We start from the raw sequence: 13,048 nt of genomic DNA on the forward strand, positions 1-13,048 counted from the left end.
CTCTCCCTTCCGCCGTCCAGCGTCGTGCCTCGCACGTTCGCCGATCCATCGAGTGGTGCGATTCGGTCTATCTCGCTTCGGGCGCGGCGACTGCCTGTCCGGTCATCTCGGAGCCGGGGAACCCGATCGCGCTCAGGAAGAACGCCTTCCATTGCACCGACACGGTGACCGTCACCTGCGCCTGGCCGACGGTGCACTGGCCGCGGGTCACGTCGTCGCCGCCCTGCGCCGTGACGATCTCGTCCGCTCTGGCGCACACCTGGTCCTCGCCGAGCAGCCGGGTCTGCCCGGTGGCGCGGAGGTGGTCGACGTCGATCTGGTCGGCGCCGGCCCGCGCGGCCTGCTCGGCCACGTCGGCGGCGCGCAGCCGGGCGTTGATCGCCGAGCCGCCGTCCACGAGCAGCCCGGCCAGCAGGAACACGACGACGGAGAAGAGCACGGTGAAGACCGACATCGACCCCCGCTCACTCATCGACCCTCCTGAACTGCTCGATCGGCACCACCGCCGTGCCGGTCAGCCGCTTGGCGCCGCCGAACCCCAGGAAGCCGAGGTCCAGCTCGCAGCTCACCTCGGCCTGGACCTGGCCGCCCTGCTCCCACGCGGAGCCGTCCAGCGACACGGACGGGGACCCGCAGGGGCCGGTCAGCGTGCTGTCGGCGATGGCCTTGGCGGCGGCCTCGGCGTCGTCGAACGAGCGCTGCACCGACGCGGCGCGGGCCGCGTCCCTGGCCGCCCCGTTGACCCGGCCCTGCGACTCCACCAGCACCCCCGCCCCGGCCAGGAACATGAGGAACAGCAGGAAGACCGGGGCCAGCATCACCGTCTCCACGGCCATGGAGCCGCGCTCTCCCCCGCTCATGAGCAGTCCTCGCCGCCGTTGTCGGGACGGAAGCACTCGACCGGCCCGCCCGCGGTGGCGGTGATCGTGAACGTCAGCTCGGGCAGAAGCGGGATCACCTGTACGGCGCTGCCGGTCACGGTGACGAAGCGCTCGTCCGGATCCTTCTCGGAGGTCGTGGCCGTGGCGCCTTGGAGCAGCTTCGGGCCGACGGCCCGGATGATGTCGGTGGCCTTCGCCGTGGCCTGGCCCGGCCAGTCACCGGAGTCGAACGGCGCCGCCCTGGCCACGCGCGCGCCCTCCTGAGCGGCCGCCTCCGCGACCTGGCGGGCGTGGAACCAGAGCGCGACCTGCACGATGAGCAGCGCGACCGCCAGGATGACCGGCATGAGGATGGCCAGCTCGATCACCGTCGCGCCCCGCTCGCTCTTTTTACGGGTTGCCACCGGTGCCGCCGCCACCGCCGAAGGTGCCTTGGAGCTCGCCCTGCTTCTGCTCGACCAGCTGCTTGATCAAGGCGGCCAGGCCGAACGCGACACCGGCGATGATGGCGGTGATGATCACCCACTCGACGGCGGAGGCGCCGCGGGTGGGGGCGGTGCGGGCGCGGTGAATGCGCACGCTCAGGTACGCGGTGAGATACACGATCCAGGGATGGTTCATCAGGACCCCAACATCTTCATTGCGGCGGGAAAACTGAGAAAAATCACGAAACCGGCGCAGAGCAGGAGCTGGGCGACGAGCATCGACTGCGACCGCTCGCCGGCCCTGCCCTCGATCTCCGCCAGCTCGCGGCGGCGCAACGTGGCGGCTCTGGCCGTCAGCGACGCGCGTACTTTGGCGCCGTCGTCGGCCACCAGGCCGAGCGCGGCAGACAGGTCGCGCAGCTCGTCGACGTTGATCTCCTCGCCGAGCTGGCCGAGCGCCTGCCATGGGGTGATGCCGACGATCCTGGCGCCGCTGAGCGCGTCGCGGATGCGGCCCATCGCCCAGTTGGGCTGCTCACCGCTGACCGAGACGGCCATCATGAGGGCCTCGGGGACGCCGCGGCCGCCGGCCAGGTTCATGGAGACGAGGTCGAGGAACGCCCCGACCACATGGCGGAAGTCGCGCCGCCTGGCCGCCGCGTCCTTCCGTACCTGAAGGTCGGGCAGGAAGAAGAACAGGAGCGCGACGAGCACGGCGGCCCAGAACGGGATGGCGAGCGAGGTGCCCCACTCCATGAGCACCAGCCAGCCGAGCAGCAGCGGGAAGGCCAGCAGGCCGCCGGCCGCCAGCAGCACCTTGCTGGCCAGGTACGCCTCGAACGAGCGGCCGAGCAGCGCCAGGTCCGCCTTGATCGACTTGACCTCCCAGCCGCGGGCTCCGTACAGGCGGGCCAGCCGCTCGCCCAGACCGCGGCGGAAGGCGCTGACCTCCTCGTCGGGCAGCACGAGCTGGATGCGGGGGCCGCCCGCGTCCTCGCGCACGGCGTCGAGCGCGAGCAGCCGCGCCACCAGCCCGGGGCGGGCCGGGAAGAGCGCCCTCAGCAGCACGAACAGGCCGAGCCCGAGTACGGCCCCGCCCAGCGCGCCCTCAACCATTGCCGCCTCCTCCCATGAGCAGCCGCGTCGGCTTGTCGAACCTGGCCAGCCGCCTCATCCAGGCGAACCCGGCCCCGAACAGCCCGGCGACGACCACCAGTACGGCCTGGCCGAGAAAGCCCTTGTACTCGGCCACGTACGAGGGGTTGAACACGATGAGGAGCCCGGCGAAGACCAGCGCGGTGATCACGACGATCTGGACGCTGCGCCTGGTCGAGCGGCGTTCGGCCTCGACACGGCGGCGCATGTCGAGCTCCTCGCGGGCCGAGACGGCCAGCGCGCCCAGCACGTCGCGCAGGCCCGGGCCGCGCAGCCGGGAGTTGAGTATGAGAGCGGCCACCACGAGGTCGGCCGAGGGGTCGTCGAGCTCGTCCGCGAACAACGCCAGCGCCTCGGGCAGCGCCATCCTGGTGTGCAGCCGGTCGATCATGGCCCGTAGGTGGGGCCTGAGTGTGGGCGCGGCGGCTCTGATGGACGAGGGGATCGCCTGCTCGAGGCCCGCCGCGCCGGCGATCGTGTCACGCAGGGACTCGGTCCAGGCGGCGAGCCCTTCGAGGCGGCGCATGGCGGCGCGCTCCTCGGCGGCCCCGCCCGACAGACCGCGCCAGGCGAATACCAGCAGCACCGTGCCCGCCGCCATGACCGGCCAGCCGGTGATGATCAGGACCAGTCCCGCGGCCACGGCCGCCACCGCGGTGCGGGTGGTCAGCATCTTGATCAGGTGGCGCTTGGGCTGGGGCGGGCGAGGGCGCATGCCGTACAGGGACATGAAGAACAGGAACAGGCCGCCACCGGCGACCGCGCCGGCCAGCATCGCGAAGGGGTCGAACACCACGGCTCACCACCCCCCTGGCGTGTAGCCGTGGGCGGCGAGCTCCTCCAGGCAGGAGACCGGGGCGTGCGGGACGGCGGCGCCGTCTGGACCCGGCGTGAACACCTCGCTCGACAGGACGCGGCCGTCGCAGCCGTTGACCTCACGGATGCTCGAGACGTAGCGGCGCAGGGTGCCGCCGACGTTGTACTCGTTGCGTTTCTCGATGAAGACGACGAAGTCGATGGCGCCCGCGATGAGCATGTGGGTGGCGTCGATGGGGAGGCGTTCGCTGGCCTGCAGGGCGTAGGTGGAGATGCGGTTGAAGACCTCCATGCTGGAGTTGGCGTGGATGGTCGACAGGGAGCCGTCGTTGCCCTGGGTCATCGCGTTGAGCATGGTGACGATCTCGTCGCCGAGGACCTCGCCGACGATGACGCGGCTGGGGTTCATGCGGAGGGAGCGCCTGACCAGCTCGGCCATGGAGATCTCGCCCTGGCCCTCGGAGTTGGGCAGGCGCTGCTCGAAGGCGACGACGTTGGGGTGGAGCTCAGGGAACTGGTCGAGGCCGATCTCCAGGGCGCGTTCGACGGTGATGAGACGCTCGCTGGGCGGGATCTCGTTGGCCAGGGCTCTGAGCAGGGTGGTTTTGCCGGCGTTGGTGGATCCGGCGATCATGATGTTCTTGCGGGCGGCGACGGCGGCCGTCAAGAACCTTGATACGTCCCGACTTATCGTGCCGTTGCCCGCCAGGTCGGACAGGAAGACCTTGCCGAGGCGGGCGCGGCGGATCGAGACCGCCGGCCTGACGGTGACGTCCATGACGGCGCTCAGCCTGGAGCCGTCGGGGAGGCGCAGGTCCAGCTGCGGGTTGGCGGTGTCGAAGGGCCTGCTCGACAGGCCCGAGTACGCCGCCAGGATCTGGATGAGCTCGGTCAGCTCGTCGTCGGACTCGGCGACCGGGTCGTGCATGACCTCCTGGCCGTCGGCGTAGCTGACGAACACCCTGTCGCAGCCGTTGATGTCAATGTTCTCGACCTCGGGGTCGTCGAGCAGCGGCTGCAGCCTGCCCACGCCGAACAGCGCGGCGTGGATGCCGGCCGCGAGCGCCTCTTCCTCCTCGACCGTGGGCGGCGTGCGGCCGAGGCCGATCTCGTTGCGGGCGTGCTCCTCGAGCACCTGGGAGATCAGCGCCCTGGCGAACTGGCGCTCGTCCTCCCCCGTCATCGGGGGCAGCCCGTTGGCCTGGTCGAGCCTGCGCTGGTGGGCCAGGCGGTCGCCGACCTCCTGGCGGAAGCGCTTGACGAGCGAGTGGTCGATCATCGATGGCTCACCAGCCTCGTCGCCAGGTCTCTTGCCGTACGGATGAGGAGCGAGCGGTCGAGCCGGCCGCCCCACTGGCCGCGCAGCAGCTCGGCGCCCTTGGGGTCGTGGGCGAGGCCGTACACGTACTGGACGGCCGGGCCGACGATCCTGCGCACGTCGTCGATGGAGCCGCGGTAATTACGGGGGTCGGCGATCACGGCCACGCCGTGGGCCTTGGTGATCTGGAGGCGTTCGCGCAGGTGGGCGACGTGGTCAAGGGTGGCCCTGGTGAGCAGCACGACCTGCTCCGCCTCGGCCATCAGGTCGCCCAGCTGCGGGTGCGCGCCGAGCCGGCCGCAGTCGGCGATCACGTCGGCGTCCGGGATGGCGGCGAGCGACCTGCCCAGAGGCCCCCACAGCCAGGTGAGCCCGGCGGCCTGCTCGCCGTGTGTCAGCCCGACCAGCACGTCGAGTCCTCCGACGATCTTCTGGGTGTGCTGGTGGATCTGGGCGGGCTCGAGCCCGCGCCGTGCCGTGGCGCCGAGCGTGAGCAGCCCCTTCCCGGGGTTGAGCACGCCGCCGTCCACGGCCGGGAGCCGGTAGGCGAGATCGCCGCCCGCCGGGTCGCATTCGGCCAGCAGTACGGGCCGCGGCCACACCGCCGCCAGGGCCGTCGCCGCAGTCGTCACACCCGGCGCGCCTTTGTCGGCGGCCAGTACGATCAGCGCCACGTCAGCGTGCCCCCGGTAGCTCGGCCACCGCGATCTCTCCGCTGGAGGCGAACGCCACCATTTCCGGCGACGCCGACGCATCCACAACCACGGTGATCTGACCGGAACTTCCCGTCCTGGATCTGTCGCCGACCGAGAAGACGAGCGCGCTTTCCGCGAGTACGCGTGTTTGTCCCTGATTTGAACGGCTCGGCACATATACCACCTGGACGCGGTCGCCCGGCTCCACTCCCGCAGGCATTTGCCCCGGCTTAAGGGACAATCCGACGGTCGCCTTTCCCTGGCTCAGCTCGGTGCTCGCCTTGACGCCCATATTGTTCGTCAGCAGGGTGCCGGGGAGGATGGTGACGGCCGCGAAACTGTTGGTCACCTGGGCGCGCTGCGACCAGCTCACGTAGTCGACGCCGCTGTCCGCCGCGATCTTGACCTCTTCGAGCGCCTTGTCGGTGAACTTCTGGCCTGCGCCGACCTGCTGGGTGACGCGGATGGCGGAGACCCTGTCGCCGCTGCGCAGCACGAACAGGGTCGTGGCCAGCGCGCCGCCGAGGATGAGGAGAACGGCGAGGGCGGCCAGGGCCGGCTTGCGTTCTCGAGGGGGCACGGGGAGCTTGCGCGAGGCCGGGCCGGACAACCCCGCCGCCGCGTTGACGGCAGGCTTTTCACTGGTCCTCATGGGTGGGGGGCTCCCAATTGAATCGTGGAATTCCCGCCATTATGTGGGGCTGGGCGGGTGCGCGGGGGCGGAATGCGAGGACCCATGCTTGTTTCGCAGGTGGCGGGATGTCAACAGGAAATAATCGATGCTTATTGTTTCTATCTAGTTGACGGGTGGCGACTTTTCCGACTAGTCGGCCCTTGAATAACATCCGTCACAATATTCACGAGCCTTTACGCCTTTACCACCGCACGCCCCCACAACCCCACCCGTCCGGCCCTGGCGCTCCCCGAGCCAGCACCGACCAGTTGTCCACAACCGCCCGGAGCGCCAACCCACCCTCATCCACAGCAGCGGCCAGCCATGCCATTGCCGTCAACCAACGGGCCTAGCCTCGCTTCGGGCGCTACCTTGGGGCGCCCGGGGTCCGAGCGAGGAGACGACACCATGCGGATCATGCTCACCGTGCTCGGCGGGCAGGGCGACCGTGACGTCGTGATCGAGGGTGACGACGTCGCCACAGTGGCGGCGGTGAGCGAGACGCTCAGCGATCACGGGCCGCTGGCGAAGGTCGTCCGGCTGCCCAGATCGCGAGCACCCTATGGGATGTCGGCCCCCGACGACACGAGCACCCGCGTGCCGCACCCCCGCATGCCGGCGCGGGCCGACGTACCGGCGAATTCCCGGGCCGTACCGGCGAGTCCCCGGGCAGGCGTATCGGCGAACCATCCTGGGGCGGCGCCGGTGCTGTGGCGTGACGGCCGCCCGCTCGATCCCCGCGCTCCGGCCGTCGCCGTGCTGCGCGACGGCGACAAGGTCACCCTGGAGCCTCAGCTGGCCCGTACCACGGTCGTAGAGGAGCCAGGCGGGGTGGCCGAGGTACGCGTGGTGGGTGGTCCGGCGGCCGGGACCGTACACAGGCTGGGCCTGGGCGTGCACGTCATCGGCTCCGACCCGATGTGTGCCATGTCCACCGCCGACCCGGCAATGGCTCCGGAGGCGGTGACCGTACGCGTGACACCGGAGGCGATCACCGTCGAGCGCGCGTGGCGCCTGCCCGGCGAAGCGCCGAAGCTCAAGCTCAAGGGCAGATGGGCCGAGGAGGTCGCCGAGCTCACGGCCCGGGTCGCGGAGCGGGAGGCGGCCGAGCTGGCCGCCGATTACGGCGAGGTCCCCGAGCTCGATGGCCGGCCGCTCACCGAGCGCGTGGAATGGCCCGATCAGGCAGTGCTGAACTGCGGTTCGTCGGTGTTCGTGCTGACGTCCATCGAGCCCAAAGACGCGCACCTGGCGCCCAGGAGCGAGGGCGGCGTCTCCTACAACCGTCCGCCGAGGCTCCGGCGTCCCGAGCCGGAGCGCAAGTTCGTCAAGCCGAAGGAGCCGTCCAGAAACGAGGGCCTGCGCCTCCAGCTGCTCGCCGCGCTTCTCCCCGCCGTGCTCGGCCTGACGCTGGCGTTCGCCCTGAAGCAGCCGTACTACCTGCTTGTCGCCCTCATGACCCCGGTCATCATGATCGGCCAATGGTGGAGCGATCGCCGCCACGGCAAGAAGCAGCACAAGAAGGCGATCAAGGAGTACAACGAGCAACTCCAGGAGTACGACGAGGCCGTCGAGCGGGCGAGGGCGGCGGACGAGGCGGCTCGTAGGCAGGACGCTCCGGATCCCGCCCAGGTGCTGCTCACGGCCACGGGCCCGCGCAGACGGCTGTGGGAGCGCAGGATCCACGACTCCGACTCGCTCAGGCTCAGAGTGGGGCTCGCCGACCTGCCCGCCAACCTGGAGCTGTCGGAGGAGCAGGGCGGGCCCATCGACCCGCCGATCTGCCGCTCCGTGCCCGTGGCGCTGCCCATGCGCAGGCTGGGCGTGGCAGGCGTCACGGGCCCGCGTACGGAGGCGACCAGCCTCGTGAGCTGGCTGATCGCCCAGGCGGCGACCCTGCACAGCCCTCGCGACCTGGCCATCGTGGTCGTGTCCGCGCACGCCGACGGCGAGCGCCGCTGGGGCTGGATGCGCTGGCTGCCGCACTGTGCGCCGCGCGCCGGCGAAGAGTGCGTGGCGCTGGTCGGCACCGATCCCGAGTCGGCCGCCCGCCGGGTCTCCGAGCTCGCCGCCCTCATCGACGAACGTCAGAACACCTCGATTCCCGAGCTGGGCAAGATCCCCACCGGCTGGGACGACCTGGGCGGCCCGGAGAAGTCCACGTTCTCCTCGTACGACGTGCGCCCGTACGACGTCCTGGTGATCCTCGACGGCGCCCAGGTCCTGCGCGGCCTGCCGAACATGCCCCAGGTGCTGCGCCAGGGCCCGCGTTCGGGGGTGTTCACGCTCGCCATCGACGACGACCAGCGCCTGCTGCCCGAGGAGTGCCAGACCGTGGCCGCGTGCGGCAACGACGGTCTCGTACGCCTGCGCGGCGGCGGTCTGGACGTCATCGGCCCCATCCTGGCCGACCTCGTCTCCCCCACCTGGTGCGACCGACTCGCCAGGGCCCTGTCCCCGATCCGCGACGTGAGCAGGGACGACCTGTCGGGCAACCTCCCAGATGCCGTCCGTCTGCTCGACCTGATGGGCCTGCCCGACCCGAGCGGCCGGGAGCTGGCCGCCAAGTGGCACGACCGCGGCTCCACGCAGGCGCTGATCGGCGTCGGCCCGGAAGGCCCGTTCTCGGTGGACCTCAGGCTCGACGGCCCCCATGGACTGATCGCGGGCACCACGGGCGCGGGCAAGTCGGAGCTGCTGCAGACGCTGATCTGCGCGCTGGCGGTGGCCAACCGGCCGGACCAGCTCACGTTCGTGCTGATCGATTACAAGGGCGGCGCCGCCTTCAAGGAGTGTGTACGCCTGCCGCACACGGTCGGCATGGTCAGCGACCTCGACGGCCACCTGACGCAGCGCGCCCTCGACTCGCTGGCTGCCGAGATCCGCCGGAGAGAGCGCCTGCTGCGGGACGCCGGGGCCAAGGACATCGAGGACTACACGGGCCCTGCGATGCCACGCCTGTTGTTGATCATCGACGAGTTCGCCGCCCTGGTGGCCGAGCTGCCTGACTTCGTCGCGGGCCTGGTCGACATCGCCCGCCGAGGCCGTTCGCTGGGCATCCACCTCATCCTGGCCACCCAGCGGCCCGCCGGCGTGGTCACGGCCGACATCCAGGCCAACACGTCGTTGCGCATCGCGCTGCGGGTGACCGAGCCCGCCGAGTCGGCCGACGTCATCGACCTGCCGGACGCCGCCCACATCTCCAAGTCGACACCCGGCCGCTGCTACGTGCGTTCCGGTGTCGGGGCGGCCACCGCCGTACAGACGGCCAGGGTGGGCGGGCGCAGCCCCGCGCCACCGGCCCATTCGAGCGGGCCGTTCGCGAACATCAGGGTGCTCGAGGTGAGCTGGCGTACCTTGGGCAAGCCCTTGCCACCGCCCCCGGAGCCGGAGGAGGACTCGACGGCCACGGACCTCACTCTGGTCGCCGACGCCCTGATCGAGGCCACCCGCCTTGCCGCCGTCCCCATCCAACCCAGCCCCTGGCTGGATCCCCTCCCCACCCAATTCGTCCTGGATCTCCCGGCCCTCGACCCGCCGGGTTCCCCTGCACTCAGCGCACCAGGAACCACGTCCCCGAACCAGCCACAAGCCGCCGCGCCCCACGACCCGATCCAGGCACTCGGGAAGGGCTCGGGCCAGCCCGCCCTCGGCGTCCCCAGGCACCCGTCCCTGAGGCATCCGGCGCATCTTCCCGCGCCAACCCAAGACCGCCTGGCCTCAACAAGCCCAGCCCATCACTCCCCTCACTCTCCGGGAAACGCGGGAGGACCCACATCCGGAAGCGCGGGCCCTTCCGCATCGGGAGGCTCGGACCGTTCCGTATCGGGAGGCGTGGGCCGTTCCGCATCGGAGAGCGCAGGAGGACCCGCATCGCGAGGCCTGGGCGGTCCCGCATCGGGGAGCACTGATCGTCCCGGACCGGGAAGCACCGGTCGCCCCGCGTCGGGGAGCATCGATCGTCCCGCATCAGGAGGCTGGGAGCATCCCTCAGCAGGGGGCCGTGAAGGCTCCTTGGTTGGAGGCGCCCGCCGGCCCTTCCCGGCCGGTCCGGAGCACCCCCACGCACCATCGTGTTCAGGGGCGTTCGTCGAGGTGGCGCCGGTGCCGTTCGGTCTGACCGACCGTCCATGGGCGCAGGACCGGCACCCTCTGGCGCTCGACCTCGCCCACGGAGGTCACCTGCTCATCGCGGGTGCCGCCCGCTCCGGCAGATCGACGGCGCTGCGTACGATCGCGGGCTCCATCGCGGCCCATACGTCTCCGGGGGACGTACACATCCATGCGGTCGACTGCGGCTCGGGCGCGCTCCTGCCCCTGGTGGCGATGCCGCACTGCGGCGCCGTCGTGACCCGCGACCAGCTCGACCGGGTGGAGCGCCTGCTCACCCGCCTCCGCGCCGAAGTGGGCCGGCGCCAGCAACTCCTGGCCGAAGCCGGGCACGCCTCCCTGGCCGAATACCGCCAAGCCGGACACCGCCTGCCCTGGCTGGTGTTCATGCTCGACCGCTGGGAGGGCTTCGTCGCCGCCTTCGAAGGCTACGACTACGGCCGGCTGATCGAGTCGGTGCTCCAGCTCCTGCGTGAAGGCCCCGCGGTTGGGCTCAGGGCTGTGGTCACCAGCGACCGTTCTGGCCTGCTCGGCCAGGTCTCGACGGTCTTCGACGACCGCCTGCTCCTCCGCCTTTCCGACCCAGCCGACTACGGCCTGGCGGGCTTTCCCCTCAAGGGCCTGCCCTCCTCAATACCGCCCGGCCGAGCCCTCTCTATAGGCGAGCACGGCATCGTTGAGCACCACATCGCCCTGCTGTCCCCCGATCCCTCAGGCCCGGCGCAGGTTGCGGCCCTCCAATCCCTATCTCGGGCCGCCGCCACTCCACCTACGTCCCGCACGACGGGCTCCGGTGGCTCAGGGCACTTCGATGGCTCAGGTGGCCTTAGTCCGGCTCACGAGCGGTCCGTGGCCGCCGGCCGGGGCGGGTGGCATTGGGAAGGTGAACCGCCCTTGCGGGTGGACGCGCTTCCGATGCGCATCACGGTCTCCCAAGCGCTCGCCCTGGATACGGCGTTCACACCCCCATCCCCGTTGTGGGCGCTGGTCGGTGCCGGTGGTGACGCACTCGCGCCGCTCGGTCTCGACTTGCTGGCCCACGGACCCGGGGCTGTGATCGCCGGTCCGTCCCGTTCTGGCCGCTCGTCCGTCCTGCTGACCGCCGCCCATTCGCTCATCGCTCAGGGCACGCCCGTCATCGCCGTGGCCCCCAGACGCAGCCCGTTGAGGGAGTTGGAGGGGGCGCTGGCCGTGCTGGACGGCAACGCCACCAACCTGCCGGAGCTGGTCGCGGATCGGCAGCAGTACGTCGTGCTGGTGGACGATGCGGAGTTGATCAATGCGGACGGCCCGTTGGGGATGGCGTTGGAAGAGGTGCTTCGGTCGGGCCGGGATGGGGATCACGGGTTGCTGATCGCCGGTGCGACTGGGGATCTGGCGGTGGCATATCGCGGGTTCGTGGCCGAGACACGTAAGTCCCGTACTGGCGTGCTGCTGGCGGTCCAAAACCAGGCCGACGGTGACATCTTCTCGATCCGCCTGCCACGCGGAACGGTCGGAGGCCCACCCGGGCGAGGCTTCCTGGTGAGGACGGGCACGATCACCCCCATCCAGGCGGCGCTTCCCGACAACGACTGACCGGCTGGCCGTCAGCGGGTCACGGGCTCCCTCGTAGACGCCTGGACGTGCCGGGCTCCACGCTCCGTCAGCATGCGGGCGGACACCTCGCCGAGACCCCGATCGGCCCCGGCGACTGCCGGTGTTTCGGGAGGCGGTGCTGTTCAAGACTGCTTACGCCTTCGGCCTGCGCCGCAACGAGATCCGGGATGCTGGATGTGGTCGATTTCGGCCGCAACCCCCACGGCCGAAAGTTCGGCGAGTACGGCGTGCTTTGTGTCCGGCACGACAAAGCGCAGAGGGCTCACCGCCCAAGCGGCGCAGCGTCCTGACCGTCTGGCCATGGGCAGCGGAGATCCTGGAACAGTGGGACGCGGAGGTGCTACCACTGCCCGGGCGCGTTGTGGCCTTTTGAGCGAGGCCAGCGGATCGGGTTCTCCCAGATCAACACCCGCTTCACGGCCTACCGCACCCCGCCCGGGCGGCGGGTCGGCGACGAGGGTCAGGCGTTGATCGACTTGTTGAGGGCGCTGCCCGCCAGCCAGTCCTCCCACGACTTCGCCCAAGGCGTCGGCCCGTTGCCGAACTGGAGCTTGCGCTTCGTCCCTCTGACCTCGATGATGTCCCCCCGCTGCGTGAACTTGTAGAACCAGCGGGCGTTGGCCGAGCTGGCGTTCACGCAGCCGTGGCTGACGTTGCGGCTGCCCTGCGCGTCGGTCGACCAGGGTGCGGCGTGGAAGTACGTGCCGCTGTAGGTCATCCTGACGTTCCACTTGGTGTGAGCGTAGTACTCGCCCGGCCTGCCGATGGTGGCCGAGTCCATGAGGACATCCGCGGCTTTCTCCTGGGCGATCATGATGCCGGAATAGCTCTCGTCGCCCGGCTTCCCCAGGCTGATGGGGATGGTCTTGACGACCTCGCCGTTCTTCCGCACGACCGCCTGGTGGGTCGAGTTGCGGATCTTGGTGATGTGCTCGGGGCCGACGGTGAAGGTCAGGCTGTGGTCCTTGGTGCCCCACAGGTTCCGTCCGGCACGCAGGCCGGACAGGTGCGCGACCACTGTGACCTTCTCCCCGGCCGGCCAGTACTCGCGTGGCCTGAACTGGACCTCCCGGTTGCTCACCCAGCTCCACGCGCCTTCGACCGGCTTGGACATCTGCACCTCCAGCGACCGCTCGACCGCGGCCCGGTCCTTCTGCTCGGTCACCGGCTGCGTCAACAGGAGCTGGACCGGCATCCCGACGCCGACCTTCTCACCGTTCATGGGCGACATGCTGGTCTCCAGCACCCGCTTCGGCTTGAGCGTGGTGAACCCGGCCTGCGCCGTGACCTGCTTGCCGTCCGTTCCGGTCGCCTGCGCGCTCACCGTGTACGCGGTCGACGGCTTCAACGGCCACCTGGGCCGCCACGTCCCGTCC

11 protein-coding genes are annotated in these 13,048 nt (G+C 70.5%); 1 reads left to right on the forward strand and 10 read right to left on the reverse strand.

Translation table 11 applies throughout. The features are described 5' to 3' along the window. Nucleotides 1–67: 67 nt before the first annotated feature. Genes AB0J09_RS11255 through AB0J09_RS11295 form a run of 9 tightly spaced genes read right to left on the reverse strand, consistent with a single transcriptional unit; the run spans nucleotide 68 to nucleotide 5,942 of the window. A complete protein-coding gene (locus AB0J09_RS11255) occupies nucleotides 68–472 on the reverse strand; it encodes a flp pilus-assembly TadE/G-like family protein (RefSeq protein WP_360688761.1) in 405 nt (134 codons plus the stop codon). Next, on the reverse strand, nucleotides 465–860 hold the full coding sequence (locus AB0J09_RS11260) for a TadE/TadG family type IV pilus assembly protein (RefSeq protein ID WP_360688763.1): 396 nt from the start codon (nucleotides 858–860) through the stop codon (nucleotides 465–467). Before AB0J09_RS11260 ends, AB0J09_RS11255 begins: the two co-directional genes overlap by 8 nt. Continuing rightward, the gene (locus tag AB0J09_RS11265) at nucleotides 857–1,285 is read right to left on the reverse strand and encodes a TadE/TadG family type IV pilus assembly protein (RefSeq protein WP_360688765.1); all 429 of its coding nucleotides are present in this window, start codon (nucleotides 1,283–1,285) and stop codon (nucleotides 857–859) included. Before AB0J09_RS11265 ends, AB0J09_RS11260 begins: the two co-directional genes overlap by 4 nt. Continuing rightward, nucleotides 1,272–1,502, reverse strand: coding sequence for a hypothetical protein (locus AB0J09_RS11270; protein WP_360688767.1), 231 nt, complete (start codon nucleotides 1,500–1,502; stop codon nucleotides 1,272–1,274). Before AB0J09_RS11270 ends, AB0J09_RS11265 begins: the two co-directional genes overlap by 14 nt. Next, nucleotides 1,502–2,422 (reverse strand): type II secretion system protein, encoded by a 921-nt coding sequence (locus AB0J09_RS11275; RefSeq protein ID WP_360688769.1) that lies wholly within the window; start codon nucleotides 2,420–2,422, stop codon nucleotides 1,502–1,504. The genes AB0J09_RS11270 and AB0J09_RS11275 overlap by 1 nt, the downstream gene beginning before the upstream one ends. Further along, nucleotides 2,415–3,257 carry a type II secretion system F family protein gene (locus tag AB0J09_RS11280; RefSeq protein WP_360688771.1) on the reverse strand — a complete coding sequence of 281 codons (843 nt, stop codon included), beginning with the start codon at nucleotides 3,255–3,257 and terminating at the stop codon, nucleotides 2,415–2,417. The genes AB0J09_RS11275 and AB0J09_RS11280 overlap by 8 nt, the downstream gene beginning before the upstream one ends. 3 nt (nucleotides 3,258–3,260) lie before the next feature. Then, nucleotides 3,261–4,556: an ATPase, T2SS/T4P/T4SS family gene (locus AB0J09_RS11285; protein ID WP_360688773.1), complete on the reverse strand. Its 1,296-nt coding sequence runs from the start codon at nucleotides 4,554–4,556 to the stop codon at nucleotides 3,261–3,263. Continuing rightward, nucleotides 4,553–5,269, reverse strand: a complete 717-nt coding sequence (locus tag AB0J09_RS11290) for a hypothetical protein (protein ID WP_360688775.1) — start codon at nucleotides 5,267–5,269, stop codon at nucleotides 4,553–4,555. The genes AB0J09_RS11285 and AB0J09_RS11290 overlap by 4 nt, the downstream gene beginning before the upstream one ends. Before the next feature lies 1 nt (nucleotide 5,270). Then, the gene (locus AB0J09_RS11295) at nucleotides 5,271–5,942 is read right to left on the reverse strand and encodes a hypothetical protein (RefSeq protein WP_360688777.1); all 672 of its coding nucleotides are present in this window, start codon (nucleotides 5,940–5,942) and stop codon (nucleotides 5,271–5,273) included. A gap of 429 nt (nucleotides 5,943–6,371) precedes the next feature. On the opposite strand from AB0J09_RS11295, the gene AB0J09_RS11300 reads away from it, so the two are divergent. Next, complete coding sequence (locus tag AB0J09_RS11300; protein WP_360688779.1) at nucleotides 6,372–11,651, forward strand: FtsK/SpoIIIE domain-containing protein; 5,280 nt, start codon at nucleotides 6,372–6,374, stop codon at nucleotides 11,649–11,651. 481 nt (nucleotides 11,652–12,132) lie between these two features. Here the strand turns inward: AB0J09_RS11300 and AB0J09_RS11305 are convergent. After that, on the reverse strand, nucleotides 12,133–13,048 hold a 916-nt coding region (locus tag AB0J09_RS11305), incomplete at its 5' end, for an Ig-like domain-containing protein (protein ID WP_360688781.1).

The sequence above is a fragment of the Nonomuraea sp. NPDC049784 genome, from assembly GCF_040659615.1.
Classification (GTDB): Bacteria; Actinomycetota; Actinomycetes; order Streptosporangiales; family Streptosporangiaceae; genus Nonomuraea.

Excerpts from the sequence above, each read along its gene's own strand:
- AB0J09_RS11300 (WP_360688779.1), top strand. The coding sequence starts at position 6,372 with ATGCGGATCATGCTCACCGTGCTCGGCGGGCAGGGCGACCGTGACGTC.
- AB0J09_RS11255 (WP_360688761.1), bottom strand. The coding sequence starts at position 472 with ATGAGTGAGCGGGGGTCGATGTCGGTCTTCACCGTGCTCTTCTCCGTC.
- AB0J09_RS11295 (WP_360688777.1), bottom strand. The coding sequence starts at position 5,942 with ATGAGGACCAGTGAAAAGCCTGCCGTCAACGCGGCGGCGGGGTTGTCC.
- AB0J09_RS11285 (WP_360688773.1), bottom strand. The coding sequence starts at position 4,556 with ATGATCGACCACTCGCTCGTCAAGCGCTTCCGCCAGGAGGTCGGCGAC.
- AB0J09_RS11275 (WP_360688769.1), bottom strand. The coding sequence starts at position 2,422 with ATGGTTGAGGGCGCGCTGGGCGGGGCCGTACTCGGGCTCGGCCTGTTC.
- AB0J09_RS11270 (WP_360688767.1), bottom strand. The coding sequence starts at position 1,502 with ATGAACCATCCCTGGATCGTGTATCTCACCGCGTACCTGAGCGTGCGC.
- AB0J09_RS11260 (WP_360688763.1), bottom strand. The coding sequence starts at position 860 with ATGAGCGGGGGAGAGCGCGGCTCCATGGCCGTGGAGACGGTGATGCTG.